Source organism: Xanthomonas populi, from assembly GCF_002940065.1.
GTDB classification, from domain to species: Bacteria; Pseudomonadota; Gammaproteobacteria; order Xanthomonadales; family Xanthomonadaceae; genus Xanthomonas; species Xanthomonas populi.
In genome coordinates this window covers 1-23,060 of record NZ_MDEJ01000065.1, presented here as the reverse complement: position 1 = coordinate 23,060, position 23,060 = coordinate 1, and the positions used below count along the sequence as shown (strand labels likewise).

At 62.6% G+C, this 23,060-nt stretch carries 22 protein-coding genes, 4 tRNA genes, 1 other RNA gene and 2 pseudogenes; 6 read left to right on the top strand and 23 right to left on the bottom strand.

Translation table 11 applies throughout. The annotated features are described in order from the left end of the window. Nucleotides 1-127: 127 nt before the first annotated feature. Nucleotides 128-304: a hypothetical protein gene (locus XpopCFBP1817_RS21585; protein WP_158251296.1), complete on the bottom strand. Its 177-nt coding sequence runs from the start codon at nucleotides 302-304 to the stop codon at nucleotides 128-130. A gap of 412 nt (nucleotides 305-716) precedes the next feature. Here XpopCFBP1817_RS21585 and ffs point away from each other — a divergent pair. Continuing rightward, an RNA gene (gene ffs, locus XpopCFBP1817_RS11960) (signal recognition particle sRNA small type) lies at nucleotides 717-813 on the top strand. A gap of 52 nt (nucleotides 814-865) precedes the next feature. On the opposite strand, the gene XpopCFBP1817_RS11955 is transcribed toward ffs, so the two are convergent. The 6 genes from XpopCFBP1817_RS11955 to XpopCFBP1817_RS11930 all read right to left on the bottom strand — a co-directional run bounded on the left by XpopCFBP1817_RS11955 (nucleotide 866) and on the right by XpopCFBP1817_RS11930 (nucleotide 4,657). Next, nucleotides 866-1,315, bottom strand: a complete 450-nt coding sequence (locus XpopCFBP1817_RS11955) for a molybdenum cofactor biosynthesis protein MoaE (RefSeq protein WP_128417302.1) — start codon at nucleotides 1,313-1,315, stop codon at nucleotides 866-868. After that, a complete protein-coding gene (locus XpopCFBP1817_RS11950) occupies nucleotides 1,312-1,557 on the bottom strand; it encodes a MoaD/ThiS family protein (protein WP_128417301.1) in 246 nt (81 codons plus the stop codon). Before XpopCFBP1817_RS11950 ends, XpopCFBP1817_RS11955 begins: the two co-directional genes overlap by 4 nt. After that, entirely contained in the window at nucleotides 1,542-2,051 is a 510-nt protein-coding gene (gene moaC, locus XpopCFBP1817_RS11945) for a cyclic pyranopterin monophosphate synthase MoaC (RefSeq protein WP_128417300.1), read from the bottom strand. Before moaC ends, XpopCFBP1817_RS11950 begins: the two co-directional genes overlap by 16 nt. A 76-nt stretch (nucleotides 2,052-2,127) precedes the next feature. Next, nucleotides 2,128-3,159, bottom strand: coding sequence for a GTP 3',8-cyclase MoaA (moaA, locus tag XpopCFBP1817_RS11940; protein ID WP_128417299.1), 1,032 nt, complete (start codon nucleotides 3,157-3,159; stop codon nucleotides 2,128-2,130). Next, on the bottom strand, nucleotides 3,159-3,908 hold the full coding sequence (locus XpopCFBP1817_RS11935) for an MBL fold metallo-hydrolase (protein WP_128417298.1): 750 nt from the start codon (nucleotides 3,906-3,908) through the stop codon (nucleotides 3,159-3,161). The genes moaA and XpopCFBP1817_RS11935 overlap by 1 nt, the downstream gene beginning before the upstream one ends. Next, the gene (locus XpopCFBP1817_RS11930) at nucleotides 3,908-4,657 is read right to left on the bottom strand and encodes a 3-deoxy-D-manno-octulosonic acid kinase (RefSeq protein ID WP_128417297.1); all 750 of its coding nucleotides are present in this window, start codon (nucleotides 4,655-4,657) and stop codon (nucleotides 3,908-3,910) included. The genes XpopCFBP1817_RS11935 and XpopCFBP1817_RS11930 overlap by 1 nt, the downstream gene beginning before the upstream one ends. 20 nt (nucleotides 4,658-4,677) lie before the next feature. Here XpopCFBP1817_RS11930 and XpopCFBP1817_RS11925 point away from each other — a divergent pair, with 20 nt between their 5' ends. Then, complete coding sequence (locus XpopCFBP1817_RS11925; protein WP_128417296.1) at nucleotides 4,678-5,727, top strand: glycosyltransferase family 9 protein; 1,050 nt, start codon at nucleotides 4,678-4,680, stop codon at nucleotides 5,725-5,727. Nucleotides 5,728-5,965: 238 nt separating this feature from the next. Here XpopCFBP1817_RS11925 and XpopCFBP1817_RS11920 read toward each other — a convergent pair whose 3' ends face one another. Both XpopCFBP1817_RS11920 and XpopCFBP1817_RS11915 read right to left on the bottom strand, forming a co-directional pair. Then, nucleotides 5,966-6,370, bottom strand: a complete 405-nt coding sequence (locus XpopCFBP1817_RS11920; RefSeq protein WP_128417295.1) for a DUF6165 family protein — start codon at nucleotides 6,368-6,370, stop codon at nucleotides 5,966-5,968. Nucleotides 6,371-6,470: 100 nt separating this feature from the next. Continuing rightward, nucleotides 6,471-6,561, bottom strand: a tRNA-Ser gene (locus XpopCFBP1817_RS11915). Between the two features lie 190 nt (nucleotides 6,562-6,751). On the opposite strand from XpopCFBP1817_RS11915, the gene XpopCFBP1817_RS11910 reads away from it, so the two are divergent. Next, complete coding sequence (locus XpopCFBP1817_RS11910) at nucleotides 6,752-7,456, top strand: PP2C family protein-serine/threonine phosphatase (RefSeq protein ID WP_128417294.1); 705 nt, start codon at nucleotides 6,752-6,754, stop codon at nucleotides 7,454-7,456. Here the strand turns inward: XpopCFBP1817_RS11910 and dnaQ are convergent. The 3 genes from dnaQ to XpopCFBP1817_RS11895 are packed head-to-tail and all read right to left on the bottom strand — an operon-like array spanning nucleotide 7,453 to nucleotide 9,345. Next, a complete protein-coding gene (gene dnaQ, locus XpopCFBP1817_RS11905) occupies nucleotides 7,453-8,190 on the bottom strand; it encodes a DNA polymerase III subunit epsilon (RefSeq protein ID WP_128417293.1) in 738 nt (245 codons plus the stop codon). The genes XpopCFBP1817_RS11910 and dnaQ overlap by 4 nt on opposite strands. A gap of 16 nt (nucleotides 8,191-8,206) precedes the next feature. Continuing rightward, nucleotides 8,207-8,659, bottom strand: a complete 453-nt coding sequence (gene rnhA, locus XpopCFBP1817_RS11900; RefSeq protein ID WP_128417292.1) for a ribonuclease HI — start codon at nucleotides 8,657-8,659, stop codon at nucleotides 8,207-8,209. Nucleotides 8,660-8,688: 29 nt separating this feature from the next. After that, nucleotides 8,689-9,345 carry a hypothetical protein gene (locus XpopCFBP1817_RS11895; protein ID WP_128417291.1) on the bottom strand — a complete coding sequence of 219 codons (657 nt, stop codon included), beginning with the start codon at nucleotides 9,343-9,345 and terminating at the stop codon, nucleotides 8,689-8,691. Nucleotides 9,346-9,357: 12 nt separating this feature from the next. Here XpopCFBP1817_RS11895 and gloB point away from each other — a divergent pair, with 12 nt between their 5' ends. Together gloB and XpopCFBP1817_RS11885 are read left to right on the top strand one after the other, a co-directional pair. Continuing rightward, complete coding sequence (gene gloB, locus XpopCFBP1817_RS11890) at nucleotides 9,358-10,125, top strand: hydroxyacylglutathione hydrolase (protein ID WP_128417290.1); 768 nt, start codon at nucleotides 9,358-9,360, stop codon at nucleotides 10,123-10,125. Beyond that, the gene (locus XpopCFBP1817_RS11885; RefSeq protein WP_128417289.1) at nucleotides 10,122-11,300 is read left to right on the top strand and encodes a lytic transglycosylase domain-containing protein; all 1,179 of its coding nucleotides are present in this window, start codon (nucleotides 10,122-10,124) and stop codon (nucleotides 11,298-11,300) included. The genes gloB and XpopCFBP1817_RS11885 overlap by 4 nt, the downstream gene beginning before the upstream one ends. Nucleotides 11,301-11,501: 201 nt before the next feature. Here the strand turns inward: XpopCFBP1817_RS11885 and XpopCFBP1817_RS11880 are convergent, their stop codons facing one another. The 11 genes and pseudogenes from XpopCFBP1817_RS11880 to XpopCFBP1817_RS11830 all read right to left on the bottom strand — a co-directional run bounded on the left by XpopCFBP1817_RS11880 (nucleotide 11,502) and on the right by XpopCFBP1817_RS11830 (nucleotide 22,568). After that, nucleotides 11,502-11,696: a hypothetical protein gene (locus tag XpopCFBP1817_RS11880; protein ID WP_128417288.1), complete on the bottom strand. Its 195-nt coding sequence runs from the start codon at nucleotides 11,694-11,696 to the stop codon at nucleotides 11,502-11,504. Nucleotides 11,697-11,734: 38 nt separating this feature from the next. Next, nucleotides 11,735-13,705 (bottom strand): peptidyl-prolyl cis-trans isomerase, encoded by a 1,971-nt coding sequence (locus tag XpopCFBP1817_RS11875; protein WP_158251295.1) that lies wholly within the window; start codon nucleotides 13,703-13,705, stop codon nucleotides 11,735-11,737. A 241-nt stretch (nucleotides 13,706-13,946) separates the two neighbouring features. Beyond that, nucleotides 13,947-14,023 (bottom strand) — tRNA-Asp (locus XpopCFBP1817_RS11870). A gap of 28 nt (nucleotides 14,024-14,051) precedes the next feature. Then, nucleotides 14,052-14,126: transfer RNA gene (locus XpopCFBP1817_RS11865), tRNA-Val, on the bottom strand. 12 nt (nucleotides 14,127-14,138) lie between these two features. Further along, a complete protein-coding gene (locus XpopCFBP1817_RS11860; protein ID WP_128417286.1) occupies nucleotides 14,139-14,411 on the bottom strand; it encodes an HU family DNA-binding protein in 273 nt (90 codons plus the stop codon). A gap of 214 nt (nucleotides 14,412-14,625) precedes the next feature. Then, the gene (gene lon / locus XpopCFBP1817_RS11855; RefSeq protein WP_128417285.1) at nucleotides 14,626-17,097 is read right to left on the bottom strand and encodes an endopeptidase La; all 2,472 of its coding nucleotides are present in this window, start codon (nucleotides 17,095-17,097) and stop codon (nucleotides 14,626-14,628) included. Nucleotides 17,098-17,241: 144 nt separating this feature from the next. Further along, nucleotides 17,242-18,528, bottom strand: coding sequence for an ATP-dependent Clp protease ATP-binding subunit ClpX (gene clpX, locus XpopCFBP1817_RS11850; RefSeq protein ID WP_006451747.1), 1,287 nt, complete (start codon nucleotides 18,526-18,528; stop codon nucleotides 17,242-17,244). Between the two features lie 125 nt (nucleotides 18,529-18,653). Continuing rightward, nucleotides 18,654-19,280 carry an ATP-dependent Clp endopeptidase proteolytic subunit ClpP gene (clpP, locus tag XpopCFBP1817_RS11845; RefSeq protein ID WP_023902875.1) on the bottom strand — a complete coding sequence of 209 codons (627 nt, stop codon included), beginning with the start codon at nucleotides 19,278-19,280 and terminating at the stop codon, nucleotides 18,654-18,656. A gap of 119 nt (nucleotides 19,281-19,399) precedes the next feature. Continuing rightward, a complete protein-coding gene (gene tig / locus XpopCFBP1817_RS11840; protein WP_128417284.1) occupies nucleotides 19,400-20,692 on the bottom strand; it encodes a trigger factor in 1,293 nt (430 codons plus the stop codon). Nucleotides 20,693-20,893: 201 nt separating this feature from the next. Next, nucleotides 20,894-20,978 (bottom strand) — tRNA-Leu (locus XpopCFBP1817_RS11835). Nucleotides 20,979-21,480: 502 nt separating this feature from the next. Continuing rightward, nucleotides 21,481-22,568 (bottom strand): annotated as a pseudogene (locus XpopCFBP1817_RS11830) (IS3 family transposase). 31 nt (nucleotides 22,569-22,599) lie between these two features. Here XpopCFBP1817_RS11830 and XpopCFBP1817_RS24015 point away from each other — a divergent pair. Then, a pseudogene (locus XpopCFBP1817_RS24015) lies at nucleotides 22,600-23,038 on the top strand (helix-turn-helix domain-containing protein); the annotation flags it as partial. Between the last annotated feature and the right edge of the window lie 22 nt (nucleotides 23,039-23,060).

Here is a 23,060-nt window from a genome sequence, read left to right as displayed (position 1 = left end):
CAGGCGAGGCTCAGCACCCGATCGCTCAGCCGACACAGGCGCGCCCCGATGACCTCGGTCACTGCCGCGGCCGTGCCGTTGGCACACCAGCCCAAACGCACATCGCCGCTGCTGCGTTCGACATGAGTTACCTGCACACCGGTGCCGCGCCGGGGCGCACCGTCTCCAGCTCCCAATGGCCTAGGTGCGCGCGGGTGGCCACGTGCGCCGGACGCAGGGGGATCGAGGTGCGATCGGTGAACCGCGTGGCCTTTCCTAGGCCGTAGGAACGCCGCCGCGTGGGCAGCCGGAGCAGATGACGCAACGGGTGACGATGGAGATAGCGCTAACGACGTGCGGTGCACACCATCGGCTCACCACACAAACGGGCACGGCCTTAGGATCTGCTGCGGACTCAGTCGCTGCGCCAGGCCCGCATGCAGCGTCGCCACCATTGCCATATCGATACGCCAGACGCCATGCACATTGCTTGAGCTCAACAGCGCCCAGCCACATCGGGCGCTGTTTTTTTTGTGGCCTCACTAGCGGTAGTAGCCGCTCAGAAGCTACAATAGCTGGACACGAATCAAGGACAAACGTCCGGTTTGCGTTTTGGTTAGAGATCAAGGGATTAGAGCGGATCCATCCGCCTAGCCCACTCTCCGCCACTTTTATGATCCTGCAACGCGATTGTCTGGATCCAGGGTCACGCCAATGGCCCACGTCTTATGGTGGCCCCGTCGGTCCCTCGCGACGCTAGATCGAAAATCCCGCCAGGGCCGGAAGGCAGCAACGGTATCGATTGACGCGGGCGCCGAGGTCAACCGGCGGGGACACCACCCTAACTCTCGGATGTCCGCCGCACCGCTCGATTCGTAGGCACGCACTACTGCGGCTGCGATTCCGGGTGCAGCCAGCCCGCATCGCCTTCCAGGTAATGCTCGTGCTTCCAGATCGGCACGCGTGCCTTGACCCCGTCGATGATGAAACGGCACGCATCGAATGCGGCGCCGCGATGCGCCGCGCCGACGCCGACCCACACCGCCATGTCGCCGGTGCGCAGTTCACCCACACGGTGCACGCAGTGCGCGTTGACGATGGCAAACCGGCTCATCGCTTCGCTGAGCACGCGTTGCCCTTCCGCCTGCGCGAGCGCGGCATAGGCTTCGTAGCGCAGCCCGGCAACGCTGCGGCCTTGGTTATGGTTGCGCACCCAGCCTTCGAAACTGGCAAACGCACCGGCGTGCGGGTGCGCAAGCGCAGCGCGCAAGCTGCCGATCGGCAACGGCACGTCAGAAAGCGCAAAGATGGCAGTTGCCTGCTCGCTCACACTCAACCTCCCGAAACCGGCGGAATAAATACCACTTCACTGCCGTCGCGCAGCTCATCCTCCCAGCGCGCGAACGCGCCATCCACCGCTACACGCAGCTGCGCCGGCGTCCAACGCAGGCCATGGCGTGTAGCGAGTTGGACATACAGCGCGCGCAAATCCGGCGCATCCGAGTGCACCTGCTCGCTGGCAATACCCGCCGCCTCCCGCAAGCTGGCGAAATACAGCACCGTCACTGTCGCGCGCATCGCTTTGCTCCGATATCGCGTTTGCCGCCGCGTTTGGACACCAACTTGGTCGGGCCGATACTCATCGCATGCGACAACGCCTTGCACATGTCATAGACCGTCAACGCCGCCACGCTGGCACCGGTAAGCGCTTCCATTTCCACACCGGTGCGATGTACGCAACGCACGGTACAACTGATGTCCAACACGTGCTCGCCCGCCCAGTCGATCTCGAAGCGACACGCATCGATCGGTAGCGGATGACAGAACGGAATCAATTCGTGCGTGCGTTTGACCGCCATCGTGCCGGCGATCACTGCGGTCTCCACGATGCCGCCCTTGGCGCTACGCAAGCCATTGGCGCGCAATTGCGCAGCGACAGCGGACGGAAAACGTACCCGGCTTTGGGCGGTGGCGCTGCGTGCAGTGACTGCCTTGTCCGAGACATCCACCATAGTAGGCAACCCGGCGTCATCCAGGTGGGTCAGGCGTGCGGATGGGGGTTTTGCGGGCATGGGAAACGACACAATGACAGACGCTCAGGATGCGGCATTCTCGGTGAATGGAGTGCCTCGACGGAACAGCACTCCCTCACCCGCCGATCAAAAACATCTCCACCCGTTTGCCACGGCGCGGCGTCGATGCGCGCACTTCACTGTAGCGGTCGCCACGCATGGTCCAGCGCGCGCGCAGATGTTCGGACAATCCATGCGCGCCCTCAGCCAACGCGGGCTTGAGGTCATGGCCTTGGCTGGCGAACAGGCAGGTGTACAGATGTCCATCGGCCGACACGCGTGCACGCTGGCAATCGCCGCAGAACGGCACGCTGACCGAACTGACAAAACCCACCTCGCCCGCGCCATCGGCAAATGCATGCCGTTGCGCGACTTCGCCGGTGTAATTGGCATCCAGCGGCGCCAGCGGCCAGCGCGCGTGGATGCGCTTGTGCAATTGCGCAGAGGTCACCACCGCATCCGCCGTCCAGCCATTGCAACTGCCCACATCCATGAATTCGATGAAGCGCAACACGTGGCCGGTGCCGCGGAAGTGCTCCACCAGCGGCAACACCTGATCTTCGTTGACGCCCCGCTGCACCACGCAATTGATCTTCAAGCGCTGGAAACCGGCCTGCTCGGCAGCGGCAATGCCGGCCAGCACCTGCGCAATGTCGCCACGGTCGCCGCTCATGCGCTTGAACAGCTCCGGATCCAATGCATCCATGCTCACGGTGATACGGCGCAGCCCGGCCTGCCGCAGCGCCACCGCCTGACGCGCGAGCAAGGCGCCGTTGGTGGTCAGCGCCAAATCCTCGATGCCGTCGATTGCGGTCAGTCGCGCGATCAAGCTCGGCAGGTCGCGGCGCAGTAGCGGTTCGCCACCAGTCAAACGTACCTTGGTGACGCCGACCGAGACGAACGCATGCACCAGCGTTTCCAATTGATCGAAGCTCAAGCGTTGCTGCGCATCGAACCCATAATCGTCCGGCACACGATCGGCCGGCATACAGTAACCGCAGCGGAAATTGCAGGCCTCGATGACCGACAGCCGCAGATCGCGCAGCGGCCGGCCGTAGCGGTCCTGCATCGGCGCGGTGGTCAGATTCGGCAGCAGCAAAGCGCTCATCAGGGCACCATTGCGGCGGTCGGCTCCGCCAGTTCCAGATAGTGACCAGGCACCGCAACGCGATGACCGCGTGCGCGAAGCACGTCGCCATCAGTGTCGCTGGCGTAGTGGTACAGCAGCATGCGGCTCAACATGTCCTGCGGGTATTCCCGCTCCAAATCGTCCACACCAGTATGCGACGGATTGCCGTGAACGCCGCAGTCATGCGCGATGAGCTCGCCGTCGTCGGCATAGCGAGCCAGCATTTCCGGGATCGGCCGGGTGTCGCCGCTCCACACCAGCGCACCCTTCAACCGCAGCCCGAACGCGGTCTCCGGCCAATGGTGACGCACCGGGAATACCTCCAGCCGCACGCCGTCGTGCCAGAACGCATCCCCCACCGGCACCAGCTGAAACGCGTCCCAGAAGTTGGCGCCGCCCTCGGCAAGTACATTCGGGTAGTCGGCGATCCGCCGCTGCAGCAACGGCACCACCGGCGCCGGCACGTACAGGCGGGTGCGCCCGCGTCGTTCGGAGAAATAGCTGTCCACGAACACCCGCTCCAGCCCGCCAACATGGTCCAGATGCACGTGGGTAATGAAGATCGCCTGCGGCAACTGTCCGTAATGGGCCTGGTAGGCGGTCAGCCCCTCGCTGCCGCAGTCAATGGTCAGCCACGGCGCGCCAGCGCGCTCGAGCGTGGCCATCGGCGAGCCAAGCGCCACCCCCGACGCATTGCCGACCCCCTGCACACGCAACATCCAGTTCATCAGTAGCCCCGGCCCCAGGCCAGCTCGTAAGCGCGATGCAGGCGCCCGTAATCCTTGTCAACCTCTTCGCGGCTGCGATTGCCGCGCAACTTTAGCAGCGAGCGATGCAGGCGTTTGAGATTGCTCTCGCGCCAGCGCGTGGCCGGAATGCGCAACACGCCGCGGTCGAAATCGATCAACCAGCCGTGCCCACCGGCATCGAAGAGAATGTTGTGCGCGTTGAGATCGGCGTGATCCAGGCCAGTGCGATGAAAGCGCGCAATCAACCGCCCGGTCTCCTCCCACGGCGCGCCACGCCCGGCAACCTGCGCGTGATCGGCCAGCGAGCGCACGTTTTCCAGGCGTTCCATCAATAGCGCAGCGCGATAGCCAAGACCCTCGCGCAGATAGCAGGCCGCCAACGGACGCGGCACAGGCAATTTGCGCCTGAGCAGTTCGCGCATCAGCCGGAACTCGGCAAAGCTGCGCGTGCGCCCCGCTCCTTTCCACAGGTATTGATCGCGGCTCACCCGAGCAGCCATGCCGCCGCGCAGATACTGGCGCAACACGCTGTGGCCGAACGGCGCATCCACAAACCACGCCCCGCCACGCCCGCCTTCGTCCACCGGCCGTGCCCTGTCGCCCCAGTGGTGCGGCGAAAACAGCGTGGCATCGGCTTGCCGCAGCCGTTCGCGGTCGAACAGAATGGCGCCATAGCCGCGGCCTTCGCGGTACGGCGTCAGCGCTTCAGTGGCGTCAAAACAAACCATCTATCGAGTCTAACAACACCATGGCTTCTACGCCCGCTTCGTTATGCCTGCTGCGCCTGTCGGCCCTGGGTGACGTCACTCACGTGGTGCCGCTGGTGCGCACGTTGCAGGCGGGATTTCCGGCAAGCCAGCTACATTGGATCATCGACAAGGCCGGGCTGACGTTGCTCGGCGGCCTGCCCGGTGTGCACTTTCATGCCTACGACAAGCGCACTGGCGTGGCCGGTATGCGCGCGCTGCGCCAGTCGCTGGCACCGCTGGGCCGCTTCGATGCCTTGCTGCAGATGCAGGTGGCCTTTCGCGCGAATGTGCTATCGGCATTCTTGCCGGCGCGGCGGCGCATCGGCTATGACCGCAGCCGCTCCAAAGAGCTGCACGGCCTGTTCGTCAACGAACGCATCGCCGACCGCCCCGGCATCCATGTGCTCAATGCCATCGGCAGCTTCGCCGAGCCGCTGGGCCTGACCCAGACCCAGGTGCGCTGGGATCTACCAGTGCCGGACGGTGCGCACAGCTGGGCACAGGCGCAATGGGACGACGACGGCCGCCCGGTGCTGATGATTTCGCCGTGTTCCAGCCACGCACGCCGCAACTGGTATCCCGACCGCCATGCGGCGCTGGCAGACCATGCCGCAGCTCAAGGCTGGCGGATCGTGCTGTGCGGTGGCCGCAGCGACCTGGAACGCAGCACCGCCGATGCCATCGTCGCGACCGCGCGCACGCCGGTGCTGGACCTGGTCGGCAAGGACACGCTCAAGCAGCTCCCCGCCCTGCTCGCCCGCGCCGATCTGGTGGTCACACCGGATTCGGGCCCGATGCACATCGCCAATGCGATGGGCAGCAAGGTGCTCGGCCTGCATGCAGCCAGCAACCCGTTGCGCAGCGGCCCGTATTCGGACGTGCGCTATTGCGTGGACCGTTACGACGCTGCCGCCCGCAAACACCTGGGCAAGCCGGCCAGCCAGTTGAAATGGGGAACCAAGATCGAGTTCGACGACGTGATGTCGCTGATCACCGTTGACGATGCGATCGCTGCTTTCGAGCGTTATCGCGGAGATCATCCGCGCTGAGGATCTGCGACGGATCGTCGCTCGAACAGGCGTTCAATCGCTAGAGCACGCGGCGCGCAATGCGACGCTGCTCAACAGCCTCAGGACAGCGCAGAACATTTAGCGAATGGGCGGCTGGTCAGGCGGGCAGCAGAAATCCACTGCGGAGCCTGTTGAAATACATTTTGGCGACTCACCAGGATGTTTCTCAAAACACAGACCCCGCCGCTCAGCCATGCAGGCCTGAGATCAGCAGCTCTCAGACACGCGTCGCGTGATAGTCCTGATACGACTTTTCTTCCACATACGACGAACCCAGCGCCAGGTTGATCTCTTTCTTGATGCGCGCGCGCTCATCGTTTTCGATATAGACGCTGCGCGCCAGCTGCACGAAGGTATCGTCGAATGTCTGCACCTGCTCCTTGAGACGAATGTCGTCTTCGATCACCCACAGCCGCTCGTTGACAGCCTTGAGCGCGGCGCGCAGACGCACGATGTCGTGACCGGCAGCCGGATGCGCCATCCAGCTGGTTTCCAGCGCAGACAGCTCTTTGCGCACATTGGTCAACTTGGCGGCATCACTCATGCGCTCGGACTTGATCTGCAGGATCGCGATCTTGTCGAGCAACTCACCGAAGGACACGGGCACCAGGATCTCGGACATGTCATGCCTCCAACGGATATCAAAGGGTGAAGTGTAGGCATCGCGCCGGCTGGCTGCGACCCATAAACAAAAAGCCCCCTTGCGGGGGCTGATGCGAATCTGGCGGAGAGGGGGGGATTCGAACCCCCGAGGCGCTATAAACGCCTGCCTGATTTCGAGTCAGGTACATTCAACCGCTCTGCCACCTCTCCAGATGGTCCCGGGCGTCCCGGGGCCGTGAATTATACGGGCACAGGCGCCAAGCCACAAGCGGGCCGAAGCATCCGCAGCACGATCCGGTCCGGCGTGAACCCTTCCTGCGGCAGCTGCCAACGCTCTGTTGCCGCTGGCCGGTCGGGCCGCGATGATGGTGGTGCATCTTCCCTCTGGCGACCCGGCACCATGCTCGAATTCGGACACCTCACCCACGTCGGCCTGCGTCGCGACCTCAACGAGGACACGTACTACGGCGACAGCGAGCTGGGACTGTGGCTAGTTGCAGATGGCATGGGCGGGCATGCCTGCGGCGAAGTGGCCAGCGCGCTGGCGCGCGAAACCATCGTGCGCGAAGTGCGCGCCGGCACCCCGCTGGCGCAGGCAGTGCGTATCGCCGACGAAGAAATCATCAAGACCTCGCGCCGCTGCAACGACACCTTACCGATGGGCACCACCGTCGTCGCTGCGCGCGTGCTGGGCCTGCGCTTTGAGGTAGCCTGGGTCGGCGACAGCCGCGCCTATCTGTGGCGCGACGGCCGGCTGGCGCAGCTGAGCCAGGATCATAGTTACGTGCAGGAACTCATCGCACAGGGCACGCTCACCAGCGAGCAGGCGCGCGCGCATCCGCATCGCAATGTGGTGACCCAGGCGTTGGGGGTGACCGACCCGGTGCACCTCAATGTCGCCACCATGCAGGGCGAACTCAAATCCGGCATGCAGCTGCTGCTGTGCAGCGACGGCCTGACCGAAGAAATCGACGACGCCACCATCGCCGCAACGTTGTCGCAAGCCGATTGCAGCGCCCAGGAATGCGTCGAATGCCTGGTCGCCGCCGCGCTGGATGGTGGCGGCTCGGACAACATCACCGCGATCCTGGTGCGTAGCTACTAATAACCGACAGCGGCAACGTCTTCGACCGGCGCATCCCACAGCGCACGCCCGGCCTTCTTGCGCAGGTGCGCCAAGCGCACTTCATGCGCCTGCGAATCTGATGCCGTTACCGCCACGCGCGGGCGCGGCAATAGCAGCGCCGGATCGAACGCGATCATGCCGCCACCGTGCTCGGCGTTCTGGCCGGCATCGGCGCTGGCAAAGCCGATTTCTTCCTGGCCCGAGGTCAGCGCAATGTAGACATCGGCCAGAATCTGCGCATCGAGCAAGGCGCCGTGCAACTGGCGATGCGCGTTGTCCACGCCCAGACGTTTGCACAAGGCGTCCAAGGAATTGCGCTGCCCCGGATAACGCTCGCGCGCCATCATCAAGGTGTCGACCACCGTGGCGCGCTCGACGATGCGGCCGTAGTTATCGCCCAGCAACGACAGCTCGTTGTCCAGGAAGCCCAGATCGAACGCGGCGTTGTGGATGATCAACTCTGCGCCATCGATGTAGGCAAGGAACTCATCGACCACATCGGCGAACAACGGCTTGTCGGCCAGGAATTCCAGGGTCAACCCGGTCACTTCCTGCGCGCCGGGTTCGAAGTCGCAATTGGGCTTCAGATAGCAATGGAAGTTGTTGCCGCTGGTGCGCCGTTCCAGCAGCTCCACCGCACCGATTTCGACGACGCGGTTGCCCTTGCGCCATTCCAGGCCGGTGGTTTCGGTATCGAGAATGATCTGACGCATGAATCCTATTGATTACTTACGATGTTGCGATGCCAGCGCGCTGCGCGATGGCTTGATTGCGGGCAAGCACGTCGACACGCTCGTTATCCGGGTCGCCATTGTGGCCCTTCACCCAGCGCCAATCGATGCTGTGCCGCTGCGTGGCCGCATGCAGCCGCTCCCACAGCTCACGATTCTTGACCGGATCGCCGCCGGCGGTTTTCCAACCGCGCCGCACCCAGCCGGACATCCACTCGGTGATGCCCTGCCGCACGTATTGCGAGTCGGTATGCAGCACGATCTGGCATGGCTCGGTGAGCGTTTCCAGCGCCATGATCGCCGCCATCAACTCCATGCGGTTGTTGGTGGAGGTGGCTTCGCCGCCGGCCAATTCCTTTTCGCGACCGTTATAACGCAACAGGGCCGCCCAACCGCCCGGCCCTGGATTGCCGAGGCAGGAGCCATCGGTATGCAATTCAATTGATTTCATCAGCGTCTAATGTTGGAGAGTGGCAATGGTCAGATCGTGGCCACAGGTTGCGGCCAGCGCGAGGGCATCGCGATCGGCGTCGGGCCGATCGATGCGGCGGTGCGCTTTTCCACTTCAAGTAGATACACCGCGCGCCAGGGTGCGCGGCCAGGGTCGGAGGAGCCGCTTCCGGTGCGCCAGATCGGCCCCAGATACCGTTCCGGGTTCACGCATTGCAGGCCGGCACGCTGCGCCAACAACCGCCAACGATCTGGACGCAAGGCGACCGGGCCACGGCGCGCCCACCGAAAGCGATAAGGGCTCATCGGATTGAGCGTGAACAGCCACAGCCGGCCGCCCGGCATCAGCAGCCGCTCGCATTCGGCCAGGAATTCCGCCGCGCTGCCGACCACCGCGTGCTGCACCACGATCGCCTGCAGGCTCTCGGCCGGCAACGGAAACGGCATCGCACAACGCGCATCGCCGGCAAAGCGCCCCGCACTGCGATACAGCCGCAAACCACGCCCCTGCAGTGCCTCGCGCGGCGGCAACTTGATGGTTGGCGTTAGCCATAACCACGGCTGCGACGGACGTGTCTGCAGCGCCGCCAACGCGAATTGGCGTTCCAGCTGCAGCAGGCTGCGCCCCGCGCCTGTTTCAAACCAGGATGAGACGCCAGCTTGACGGGAGAAGGGGGGGGCAGGCATGGTCCCAATTCTATGCGACTGACCGCCCTGCCGGCATTCGAAGACAACTACATCTGGGCGCTGGTCGCTGCGGATGGCCGCGCGGTCATCGTCGACCCCGGTCAGGCCGAGCCTGTGTTCGCTGCCGCAAAGCGCGAAGGAATCACTCCCAGCGCAGTGTTGCTCACACACCACCACGCCGATCATATCGGCGGCGTGGCAGCGCTACAGCAGCGCTGGCCGGACCTTGAACTGTTCGGCCCTGTCGACGAACGCATTCCCGCCAACGCCCATCAGGTTAGCCAGGGCAAGCGCTTGAGGCTGCTTGGCACCAGCGTTGAGGTGCTCGAAGTGCCGGGCCACACCCGCAGCCACATCGCCTTCGTCACTGACGAGCACTTGTTCAGCGGAGATACCTTGTTCAGCCTAGGCTGTGGGCGGATGTTTGAAGGTAGCGCTCCTAAGATGTTCGACTCGTTACAGCGCCTGGCCGCTCTGCCAGGCGAAACGCTTGTGTGTTGCGGCCACGAATACACGTTGGCCAACGCGGCCTTCGCGCTGCATGTCGATCCCACCAACGCTGCCTTGCAGCGCCGTCAACAGGAAGCCCAGGCCATGCGTCAAGCAGCCCGTCCTACCCTGCCGATTTCGCTCAAGAGTGAACTGGCCACCAATCCGTTTTTACGCACCAGCAGTCCCGAGATTCGCGCCGCAGTCGCACCGCGTGCATCTGGCGCACTTTCCTCTGATGTAGATGTTTTCGCCGAACTTCGGCTCTGGAAAGATGAATTTCGCGCATGATCCGCCTGATTCTGGCAGTACTGGTCGCCTGTGCGGCCATCGCACCCGCAGCCGCATCGCCCAACGACGCAAGCCTCCTCAAACCCGCCGCTAGCTCTACGACGCCGCCAACCGCACCCAGCCTGCGCAATGGTCAGGACATTTTTTCGTCGTTTCTGGACGGGCGTGCAGATCCAGGTTGCGACAGCGAACACAGCGACACGCGCTGGGAACACCATTTTTCGCGCGCACCGGCCCGCCTGGCCGACGATGCACAGGACGTCCTGCCACTGTTCGGTTACGTGGTCGACGAGCTGCGCAAGGCCGACATGCCGACCGAGTTCGCCCTGATTCCCTTCGTCGAAAGCGGCTATCGCCCGGGCGCTCGCAACGGCAGCGGCCCGGCCGGCTTGTGGCAGTTCATTGCCACCACCGCACGCAACCACCATGTGCCGGTTGGTGCCCAATACGACGGCCGTCTCTCGGCAGTGGATTCCACCACCGCTGCAGTGCGCTACCTCAAGACGCTTTACGGCATGTTTGGCGGCGATTGGCGCCTGGCGCTGATGGCCTACAATGCTGGCGAGTACCGCGTGCTGCAGGCCATGCGCACGGCAGGGATGAATGCGCAGAACGCGCGCCCGTCCGAACTGCCCGGCATGTCCGATATCACCTACGAGTATGTGGAAAAGCTGCACGCGCTTGCCTGTGTGCTAGATCATGCGCAACAGCAAGGCAACTTGTTGACCTCGCTCGATCGCCGGGTTCCGGTGCTGACCGAACATGCACTACCGGTCGGCACCAGCCTCAATGACTGGGCCGGACAGCGCGACATCGAACCGCAATTGCTCGCCCGCCTGAATCCGGCACTGGCCAGCGCACGCGCCGCGCCGCGCGGGGTGCATGTGCTCGCGCCGATCGCACCAGCGCAGCCAGGCTCGGCCGGTACCGTTGTCGCATCCGCAGACGTGGGAAAGATTGCCGAGACCAACGATGCCGCGCCCACGGTGGTCGCCACGACTGCCAAGACATTGAACTCTCAAGCGCGCACGCATACGGTGAGCAACGGCGAATCGGCCTGGGCCATCGCGCGCCGCTACGGCGTCACCGTCGCGACGCTGCTCGCCAGCAATGGCTTGGACAAACGCGCCGTGCTCAAGCCGGGCATGGTGCTGTCGTTCGACGACAGCCATTGAGCTAGCAAGACGACCAGCCTACTGGTCGCAGCTATGTCGCGCGTGCCGCTATTGCTTGCGCGATTTTTAAGACAGCCGGCATCAGCGTGATGAGAACTGAATGGTGTTGCTGCAGCTGTGCGCTTGACCGCTTTGGCGAAACTGCAAGTGACACAGGCAGGCGTGCTGAAGTAATCAGCCGTATTGCCCCCCCACCCACGCTCAATCGATGGCCAACTGCGCGCCTATGCGCGGCATGCCAGGCTGTTGGCGACCCTGGAGATCAGTTTTCCAGTGTCCTCTAGCAACACGCACGACATCGACGCCGATGACATCAATCGAGCACGCCCAACACACATCCAAAGCTTCAGCGCCCGCCGCACAGGACACCGATATCCCAAAGAAAAAGCCGGTCATCCCGGCTTTCTCATCTTCATCAGCTCAATAAGACAGCCTTAGAGCTTCGCCTCTTCAATCTGGATCTTGTAGCGCTTACGCATTTCCTTGACGTACGCCTGTGCCGCGTTGTTGCCGTCGATCTGGCTCAACTGCTCGCGCAGCATCGTCTGCTGTTCGGCCGGCATCTCCTTCAGATCGCCTGGCGTCGCCTTAGCGATCACGAAGACCGCAAAGCGCCCGCCATCCAGCTCCACCTTACCCAACGACGGCTTGCCTTTGGTCGGGCGAGGCGCGCTGAAGATCGCACGGTTTGCCGCCGGTGTCGGGATCGGCGCGGTGCGCGGCAGGCCCGGGATCGGTTGCACCTGTAGCTTCTCGCTGGCGGCCAGAGCCTGCAAAGTTTCACCCTTCTGCATGCGCGCCAACAGCGCATCGGCAGCAGCCGCGGCAGCCTTCTCGGTGCGGTCGGCATGGATCGCTGCAATCACCTTGTCGCGCACTTTGTCTAACGGCAACGCCTGCTCGGCGCTGTGATTGGTCACGCGCAACACCACGCTATGATTCGGCGCGATGGTGATCGGGTCGCTCACCGTGCCGTCCTGCACCAGCGTCTCGGAGAACGCCGAACGCAGTACGGCCGGATTGGTCGCGATGCCGCTGGCATCGGCGCGCGAGAACGGGCCAAGCGTCTGCACCGGCAGACCAACCTGCTTGGCGGCCGGCTCAAGCGCGGTGGGGTTCTTGTAGACCTGATCCACCAGCTTGCCGCTCACATCGGCGAACGTCTTGTCGGCATCGGCCTTCAGCTGCTCGGCAGCCAACTGGTCGCGCACCTGCTCGAACGTCTTGCCCTTGCCACCCTTGACCTCACGCAACTGGATCACGTGATAGCCGAATTCGCTCTTGATCGGGCCGACCACCTCGCCAGCCTTCATCGCAAACAACGCGTCTTCGAACTGCTTGACCATCGTGCCCTTCTCGACCCAACCCAGATCGCCACCCGCACCCTTGGAACCCGGATCCTGTGAGTTGGCCTTTGCCAATGCGGCAAAATCGGCACCCGGCTGTTTGGCCTCCGCAGCGAGCTTGGCGGCTTTCGCTTCGGCAGCCTTTTGCGCGGCGGGGTCGCTACCAGCGCTGATCAGGATGTGCGAAGCCAGACGCTGGTCCGGCTCGACAAAGCGGCCCTTCTCTTCATCATAGCGCCTGCGCAATGTCGCCTCGTCGGCGGCGGTTGCAGGCGGCAACTTGGCAGTATTGATCTCGACATACTCGATCATCACCGTCTCCGGCTGACGGAAATCTTGGGTGTGCCCGCCGTACCACTGCTTGATCTGCACATCGCTGACCGGCGCGGTATCGGCGGCTGGCGGTGGCAGCATCGCCAACTCCACGTCGCGCGTTTCGCCCATCAGCTTGAGCAGGCGCTCAAACTCGGCCTTGGTCGCAAAGCCCGACTCGGCAATCGCCTGTGGAATCACCGACTGCTGCAAACTGTCGCGCACCAACGCATCGAATTGCGCCGGCGTGCGCGGTGGCATGCCTTGCGCGAGTGCGGCGCGGTATTGGTCGGGGCTGAATTTGCCATCGACTTGGAACGCCTGAATGCTGGTGATGTAATCACGCACCGTCGCATCGCCGATCACGATGCCGGCATCTTCGGCACCTAGACGAACGACTTGCTCGTCGACCAATTGGTCGAGCACCTGCAACTTGTTTTCGCGGGATTCGAACGTGCGCGGGTCGAAATTCTCGCCCTGACGCTGCCGTTCCTGCATACGCGCCTGCTCGAAGCGTGCGCGAAAATCCTGCGTACTGATTTCATGGTGCTGCCACAGTAGCGATACCGGCCACCAGGAAGGTGCCGATTTCCACCATGTGGGCGGCGCCTGCACCTTGGCCACGTTGTTGGCGCCAATGCCGCCGAGGTAGCTGTTGTCGATGACGAACAAAAACGGAATCATCAGCAACCCCAGGATGGCGGTAGCGACCCAGCCTGACGTATTGTCGCGAAGTTTCTGCAGCATTGGCAAATCACGGCCTGTTGGCGGGCGGGGCAGTGTAACGCGCTTGGCGCCGAGCACCCAGCCCCATGCTCCATGCTCCATGCTCCATGCTCCATGCTCCATGCTCCATGCTCCATGCTCCATGCTCCATGCTCCATGCTCCATGCCCCATGCTGCGGGCCGCGATATGCATTTAAACTCCTCATCTCGGGCAATCCCGCAAAAAAAAGCCCCAGGCACAAGGCCGAGGGCTGCGTATAACTGGCGGAGCGGACGGGACTCGAACCCGCGACCTCCGGCGTGACAGGCCAGCATTCTAACCAGCTGAACTACCGCTCCGCACTTGAAACGTTTGCTTGGTGCTTAATGGTGGGTGCTGAGGGTTTCGAACCCCCGACCCTCTCCGTGTAAGGGAGACGCTCTACCGCTGAGCTAAGCACCCTTAGCAAGTCGGTTATTTTACTGCATCCTTCAGGGCTTTGCCAGCCTTGAACGCAGGATTCTTCGAAGCAGCGATCTTGATGCTGTCGCCGGTCTTCGGATTGCGGCCGGTGCGCTCAGCGCGCTCGCGGACCTGGAAGGTGCCAAAGCCGACGAGGGTGACGGCTTCACCCTTCTTCAGTGCCTTGGTGATTTCGCTCACAACCGCGTCGACAGCACGGCCGGCTTCAGCCTTGGAGATGTCAGCGGCAGAGGCAACGCCATCGATCAATTCGGTTTTATTCATTCTTGAAACTCCCTTTGCGGCAGATGCCGCGGAATCGACAATCGGCGCTCTTGCCGTTAGCGAAGAGCCCGACACAAGTGGTATCGCGTGACGCATCATGATTTGCCGCGCCCACGAGTCGTGTATTTATACCAGCGCCCCCAACCGCACGCAAGCCAAAACCCAATAACGACGCGGGTTTTGGCTTGTTTTGCCTGGATTTAGACAAGCACTTTTAGTGCTTGACGCGAGTCCCCGGAGTAGTGCGGGACTTACCGCGCACGGCAACGCGCGAGGCGGTCTTGCGGGCTTTTTCCTTGACGGACTTCTTCGGCGCCAGCGGACGCTCCAGTGCAAGATCCAGCACTTCGTCGATCCACTTGACAGGCACGATCTTCAGATCGCGCGTCACGTTGGCCGGGATGTCGGCAAGATCCTTGCGGTTCTCGTCCGGGATCAACACGGTTCGGATGCCACCGCGCAATGCCGCCAGCAACTTCTCCTTCAATCCACCGATCGCCGACACGCGACCACGCAAGGTGATCTCGCCGGTCATCGCCACGTCGGCGCGGATCGGCACCTTGGTCAACACCGATACCAGCGAGGTCACCATCGCGATACCTGCGCTGGGGCCGTCCTTCGGTGTGGCGCCATCGGGCACATGCACGTGCACGTCCTGCTTTTGCAGGAAATCCACGTCGATGCCGAGCCGCTCGGCGCGCGAACGCACCACCGACAATGCAGCCGATGCCGATTCCTTCATGACGTTGCCGAGCTGACCGGTGAGGATCAGATTGCCTTTGCCCGGCACCAGCGTGGATTCGACCTGCAACAACTCACCACCGACCTCGGTCCAGGCCAGACCGGTGACCAGACCGATTTCGTTTTCTTCTTCGGCACGGCCGAAATCGAAGCGACGTACGCCCAGGTACTTGTCGAGATTCTTCGAGTTCACCACCACCGGGGCCTTGCGCTTGCCCTTCTTGGCGACGATCTTTTTCACCACTGGCTGCGGACCGGCAAGTGCGATTTCCTTGACCACCTTGCGGCAGATCTTGGCCACTTCGCGTTCCAGGTTACGCACGCCCGATTCACGCGTGTAGTAGCGCACGATGTCCTGGATGGCATCGCTGCCGATCTCGATCTCTTCCGGCTTCAAGCCGTTGCCCTTGATCTGCTTGGGCACCAGATAGCGCATGGCGATGTTGAGCTTCTCGTCCTCGGTATAGCCGGGGATGCGGATCACTTCCATGCGGTCCAGCAGCGGACCCGGAATGTTGAGCGAGTTTGAGGTGGCAACGAACATCACCTCCGACAGGTCCAGATCGACTTCCAGATAGTGGTCGTTGAAGGAACTGTTCTGCTCGGGGTCGAGCACTTCCAGCAACGCCGCCGACGGGTCGCCGCGGAAATCCATCGACATCTTGTCGATCTCATCGAGCAGGAACAGCGGATTCTTGCTGCCCACCTTGTTGAGGTTCTGCACCAGCCGACCCGGCATAGAACCCACATAGGTGCGGCGATGGCCACGGATCTCGGCTTCGTCGCGGATACCGCCCAGGCTCATGCGCACGAACTTGCGGTTGGTCGCCTTGGCGATCGACTGACCGAGCGAGGTCTTGCCGACGCCCGGCGGCCCGACCAGGCACAGGATCGGCCCCTTCATCTGCTTCACGCGCGACTGCATGGCCAAATACTCTAGGATGCGTTCCTTGACCTTGTCCAGACCGTAATGATCGGCGTCCAGCGTGTCCTGCGCAGCCTTGAGGTCCTTGCGCACCTTGGAACGCTTCTTCCACGGCACGCCCAACAGCCAATCCAGATAGTTGCGCACCACCGCCGCCTCGGCGGACATCGGCGACATCTGCTTGAGCTTGTTGAGCTCGCCCTTGGCCTTGGTCTCGACCGGCTTGGGCATGCCCGCCTCGGCGATCTTGCGGGCGATTTCTTCCAGTTCGCCCGGCGCGTCGTCCAGATCGCCCAGCTCCTTCTGGATCGCCTTCATCTGTTCGTTGAGGTAGTACTCGCGCTGGCTTTTTTCCATCTGCGACTTGACGCGGCCGCGGATGCGCTTTTCAAGCTGCTGCACATCGATTTCGCCGTCGACCAGGCCGACCAGCAGCTCCAGCCGCTCGCTGATTTCGGTGATCTCCAGCAGGCGCTGTTTGTCGGCCAGACGCACGCCGATATGCGCAGCGATGGTATCGGCCAGACGGCCCGGCTCGTCGATGCCGGCCAGGGTCTGCAACAACTCCGGCGGCAGCTTGCGATTGGTTTTGACGTATTGCTCGAACAGCGACATCAGCGAACGCGCTATGGCTTCCACTTCGCGCGGCTCGCGCGCGTCGCTGGCTTCGACCTCGATGCCCTGCCCCTGCAGTGCGCCGTCCAGCTCGACGACCTTGTCAACAGTCACCCGCGACAGGCCCTCGACCAGTACCTTGATGGTGCCGTCGGGCAGCTTGAGCAACTGCAGTACCTGCGCCAGCGTGCCGACGGTGTACAGATCGCTGGCGGTCGGGTCGTCGGTTTCGGCCGACTTCTGCGCGACCAGCAGGATGCGCTTGTCGGCCTCCATGGCTTTTTCCAGCGCGCGCATCGACTTGTCGCGACCCACGAACAACGGAATCACCATGTGCGGAAACACCACAACGTCGCGCAGCGGCAACACTGGCAGATCGAGAACTTCTGGTTTGGACTGGGCCATGGGGCGCTCCGCAGGACTCGGGGAAATAGGGCGTAAAAAAACCGATGGCCCCGTTATGGGGCCATCGGCGAGGTCTTGCAAGTAGCGTTCGGAAACCCTTTATCTGTGAGCGAGGCAAAGGCCTGGCGACGCGGCTGCAATCACTCAGTCGCCGGACGCTGCCTTGGCCGGAGCCGGTTGCGCCTGGTAGATCAGATACGGCTCAGACTTATGCTCGATAACCGACTCGTCTACCACCACCTTGCTGACATTTTCCTGCGAGGGCAGCTCGTACATCGTGTCCAGCAGCACCGATTCGACGATGGTGCGCAGACCGCGCGCGCCGGTCTTGCGCTTGAGCGCCTTCTTAGCGATCGCAGACAGGGCGTCGGGGCGGAATTCCAGCTCCACGCCTTCCATATCGAACAGCTTCTTGAACTGCTTGGTGATAGCGTTCTTGGGCTCGGTCAGGATCTTGATCAGCGCCGGCTCGTCCAGTTCTTCGAGCGTAGCGACCACCGGCAGGCGGCCGACGAACTCGGGGATCAAACCAAACTTGATCAAATCTTCCGGCTCGACTTCGGCCAGGATCTTGCCGACTTCCTGCTTGCGCTCGCTGCTCTTGACCTTGGCACCGAAGCCAATGCCGCCAGCATCGTTGGAACGCTGCTGAATCACCTTGTCCAAACCGGCAAACGCGCCGCCGCAGATGAACAGGATGTTCTTGGTATCGACCTGCAGAAATTCCTGCTGCGGATGCTTGCGCCCGCCTTGCGGCGGCACCGAGGCAACCGTGCCTTCGATCAGCTTCAGCAACGCCTGCTGCACGCCTTCACCGGACACGTCGCGAGTGATCGACGGGTTCTCGCTCTTGCGCGAAATTTTGTCTATTTCATCAATATAGACGATGCCTTGCTGTGCCTTTTCGACGTCGTAATCGCACTTCTGCAGCAGCTTCTGAATGATATTTTCTACATCCTCACCGACATAGCCGGCTTCGGTCAGCGTGGTCGCATCGGCAATCGTGAACGGTACATTGAGCAGGCGCGCCAGCGTCTCGGCCAGCAGCGTCTTGCCCGAGCCGGTCGGACCGACCAGCAGAATGTTGGATTTCGCCAGCTCGACTTCGTCGTTCTTGCTGCGGCTCTCAATACGCTTGTAGTGGTTGTACACCGCCACTGCGAGCGTGCGCTTGGCGCGCAGCTGACCGATCACGTATTGATCCAGCACCTCAAGGATCTCGCGCGGCTTGGGAAGGCTGGAACGTGCCGACTGCGCCTTCTCTTCAAGTTCCTCGCGAATAATGTCGTTGCACAACTCAACGCACTCATCGCAGATGAATACGCTGGGACCGGCAATCAGCTTACGGACTTCATGCTGACTCTTACCGCAGAACGAGCAGTAGAGAATCTTGTTGCTGTCGCCGGAACGACCTTGGCGGTCTTCGCTCATGCTTCTGTTACCCAGTTACTCCACCCGATGCACGGGGGTTCGATTTCGAGAATAGCACAGGGTCGGGACGACATCCGTCAAGCCCGACCCTGCCGGTTTTTCCTGCAATTTCAGGCATCTGGCGATCAGGACGGCTGAATCGACTCTTCCGGACGACGCTCAAGCACCTGATCCACCAGGCCGTAGGCCTGAGCATCGACGGCGCTCTTGAAGTTGTCGCGCTCGGTATCGCGCCCGATGGTTTCCAGCGACTGGCCGGTGTGCTTGGCGAGGATCTCGTTCAAGCGCGAACGCAAGGTCAGGATCTCGCGGGCGTGAATGTCGATATCGGTCGCCTGGCCCTGGAAGCCGCCCAGCGGCTGATGGATCATTACGCGCGAGTTCGGCAGCGCATAGCGCTTGCCGGCAGCGCCCGATGCCAGCAACAGCGCGCCCATCGACGCAGCCTGACCGACGCAAATGGTGCTCACGTCCGGCTTGATGTACTGCATGGTGTCGTAGATCGCCATACCTGCAGTGACCACGCCACCAGGCGAATTGATGTAGATGCTGATGTCCTTTTCCGGGTTATCCGCTTCCAGGAACAGCAGCTGGGCCACGATCACGTTGGCCATGTGGTCGTCGATCGGACCGACCAGGAAGATCAGACGCTCCTTCAGCAGGCGCGAGTAGATGTCGTAAGCACGCTCACCGCGGCTGGTCTGTTCGACCACCATCGGGACGAGGTTCAAGGCTCTGGTTACATTGTCCACGCGAGGGGAATCTCCTGTTCTTTAGTTGAATCCCCGCACATGGATGTGCGGGCTCTTGCGAGGGATTCGCATTACTGAATCCCCGCGCATGATGTGCGGGCTCTTGCTAAGGACTCGCATTACTGACGGATCGCATCCTGGAACGCCATCGGCTGCTCGGTGTGCTGGGCGCGCTCGGCAATCCAATCGATCACCTGCTCTTCCATCACACGGCTCTGCAGTCCACCCATCAACCGGGGGTCGTTGCGGTACATCTCAATGACCTGTTCCGGCTCTTCGTAGGTCGAGGCGATCAGACGCAGCGTTTCGCTGACGCGCTTGGATTCCAGACGCAGCTCGTTACGGCCTGCAACTTCGCCCACCAGCAGACCGACCAGCACACGCTTGACTGCCGCGTCCATGAAACCCAAGTGCGCATCGGCCGGAATCTCGCCCGGGTTGCGGCCGCTGCGGCGGACCTGCTCGACCTGCTGGGCCAGCATCGAACGCGCTTCGTTTTCGACCAGACGCGGCGGCATTTCGACATGCGCATAGGCGGCGATCAGCTGCTCGCCCACTTCGCGACGCAGACGATTCATCAACGCACCCTTGAGCTCGCGCTCCAGATTGGTACGGATGTCGGCGCGGAACTGCTCGGCATCGCCACTCTTCACACCGAAGCTCTTGATGAACTCCTTGTCCACCTCCGGCAACACCGGCTCGGACACTTCGACCGCCTTGACGTGCACCTGAACGGTCTTGCCAGCCAGCTGCGGCACGCGCCATTCGGCCGGGAAGTCGATGGTCAGGGCCTCTTCCTCGCCCCTGGCCAGACCTTCCAGGCCCTTTTCGATCTGATCGAACATCGCGCCCGAGCCCAGCACGCTGCTGCCGGTCTCCACGCCTTCGACGGGCAGACGCTCGTCGCCAGCCTGCGACCAGGTCTCCAGCGCCACCAGATCACCGACCTGTGCGCCACGCTCGACCGGGGTCCAGGTACGGCGCTGCAGACGCAGGTTTTCGATCATCTGGTCGATGTCGGCGTCGGTCACCTCGGCGGTATGACGCACCACAGACAGTGTGGTCACATCAATGTCGCCGAAGTCCGGTACCACTTCGAAGGTAGCGACGAAATCGAAATCGCTCTCGCCCTGGTCGATGCGCGGATTGCCCGCAAGACGCAGCGAATGCTCGCGCACTGCCGAGTCGAAGGTCTCGCGCAGCAGGCCTTCCATCGCCTCGGCACGCACCTGTTGACCGAAGCGCTGCTCGATGACCTTGGTTGGCACCTTGCCGAGGCGGAAGCCCTTGATGCGCGTGGTCCGCGCAAGTTCGCGCAGGCGGCCACCGACGTGCGTCTCCAGACGCTCCTGCGGCAAGGTGAAGGTCAGGCGGCGTTCCAGATTGCCGGTGGATTCGATCGATGCTTGCATGTTGACTCCTGCCACCGACTCACAAGCGTCGGCACGAGATGGAAGATGCGGGTTGACGGATGGCGAGAACGCCGCCTAGCCTTGTATTTTCGCCGATAATGGAGGCCGCTGCCAGCGGAATGCGCACAACGGCATCGTTCAACGCTGGACGACCGGTTTTGCGGGACATGGAGCAGCCGGACACTCACGGCCGCACTGCATTGGTGCGAAAGGGGGGACTCGAACCCCCACGCCTTGCGGCGTCAGAACCTAAATCTGGTGCGTCTACCAATTCCGCCACTTTCGCGATGCTGCGCCTGCCCGCGCATTGTTGCAGGGATGTCTGCAAAGAAAAAGTGTTGTGATGGCGTGCGGCACGCCGACTTGGGGCTAAAAGTGGGCCGGCAGATCCTCAACGCTCATCACAGCGCCTCTGACGGCACACAATTATTGGGCGAGCGAAGTGAACCGTTAACCCTGTGAGCGCCACTCCCAACCAACCCTCGTACTTTCACTTCCACCTGGTAAGGGTAAGATTTGCGAAAATTCCGTTAAAATTAGATGACTGAGTTAGCAATCGCGATGAGAGACCAAGATCGCCAGATCGTGGCACTGTGCCGCGATTGCATCAAATAAATCGACCTCGATAGGCGGATCACGGCAGTCAGAACATCAACGGGCTGGCGGTGCTTGGCGCCAGCAATCCGGATCAACTCGTCTCGCAGCAGTGACGTGCACTGTCACCACCCGAGGCGGTCGACCTGCTCGATGCGGCGATCGACGTCCCCCGCCCTGAGTAGCGGTCAGGTTTATAGCTCGGGGGGAATGATATCGGTGTTGGCCAGATGTTGGGCATAAGCGGATGGCGTCATGCCGCCGATTGCGTTCTTGGGTCGGTCCTCGTTGTCTTCACGTCGCCAGCGCGCGATCTCGGTGCGCGCATGCAGCAACGTTGGGAACCAGTGCTCGTTGAGGCATGCGTCGCGTCGCCGGCCGTTGAAGGATTCGACGTAGGCGTTCTGGTTTGGCTTGCCGGGTTGGATCAGCCGCAACTGCACACCACGGGCATGCGCCCAGGCGACCATCGCCTTGCCGCACACCTCCTTGCCGTTGTCAGTGCGGATCACTTGCGGCCAACCACGTCTGATGGCCAGCCGGTCGAGTACGCGCGTCACCCCGTCGCCGGAAAATCACGCGCTCCACGTCGATGGCGAGCGCTTCGTGTGGTGCATCATCCACGATCACCAGGCACTTGATGACTCGGCCTTCGGCAGTGGGGTCGAACACGACGTCCATTGACCACACCTGGTTGGCATGCGCTGGCCGCAGCAGCGGCTGACGCTCGCCCACGGGTACCTTTTTGCGTTTGCGGCAGCGGACCTGCAGCTGCTGCTTGCGGTACAACCGCTCCACACGCGTGTAGTGCACGATGCGCCCTTCCTGTCGCAGTTTGAGATAGATCATCCCCACGCCGTAGCGGCGATGGCGATGTGCCAACGCCAGGATGCGCTCGCGCAGCTCGACGTTGCGGTCTTCGCGCGGGCAATAGCGCAGCGCACTGGCGCTCATGCCGATCGCTGCCAAGGCGCGACGCTCGCTGGCGCCATGCCCGCTCCACTCGCGCACCAGCGCACGACGCGCCGGTGCGCTCACCACGTTTTTCGCAGCGCATCCTTGATCAAGTCGTTCTCGAACAGCTGCTCGGCCAGCAACTTCTTCAGCCGCGCGTTCTCGGCCTTAAGGTCTTTGAGCCGCTTGGCATCGGGCACGCTCATCCCGCCGACTTTGCTGCGTCACAGGGAATAGGAGGCCTCGCTGCCGCCGTGCCGCCGGCATAGGTCATTGATCGCTAGCCCGCTTCGGCTTCGCGCAGGAAGGGCCGCCTCAAGTTCCAAATGCAACACCCTTTCGGCCAGTAGGGTATGCACCTGTCAAAACGCGATTGTCACCTAAACGAAGAAGCGCGCGCGATGCTCCAGATTGAGGCGCGGCGAGGTCAAAGCTTGCGCGCGATCTCCAGGCTGTTGGGGGAGAAGCCCGTCGACAGTGCGTCGGGCGTTGGCCAGGCAGGACAGCACGGCCTCTTGCGCACGCAGTGCGGGGAGGCGTTACCGGGCACGGCGTCAGCACAGCATCCGGCGGCGGCTGAACCCGGGGACGGAGCTGTTCCAGGTGGTGCGCGATCATCTGGTGCTGTGGCGCTGCTCGCCCCAGCAGATGGCTGCCAAGCTCTCGCGCATGCATCCGGATGATCCTACCCAACGCGCCAGCCACGAGACCATGTACGCGAGCATCGACGTCCATCCGCGTGGGGGCTTGAAGAAAGAATTGGTCCAGGCGCTGCCCCAGCACACACCATCGCGCGGATGACGGCGTACGACTGCTGCCA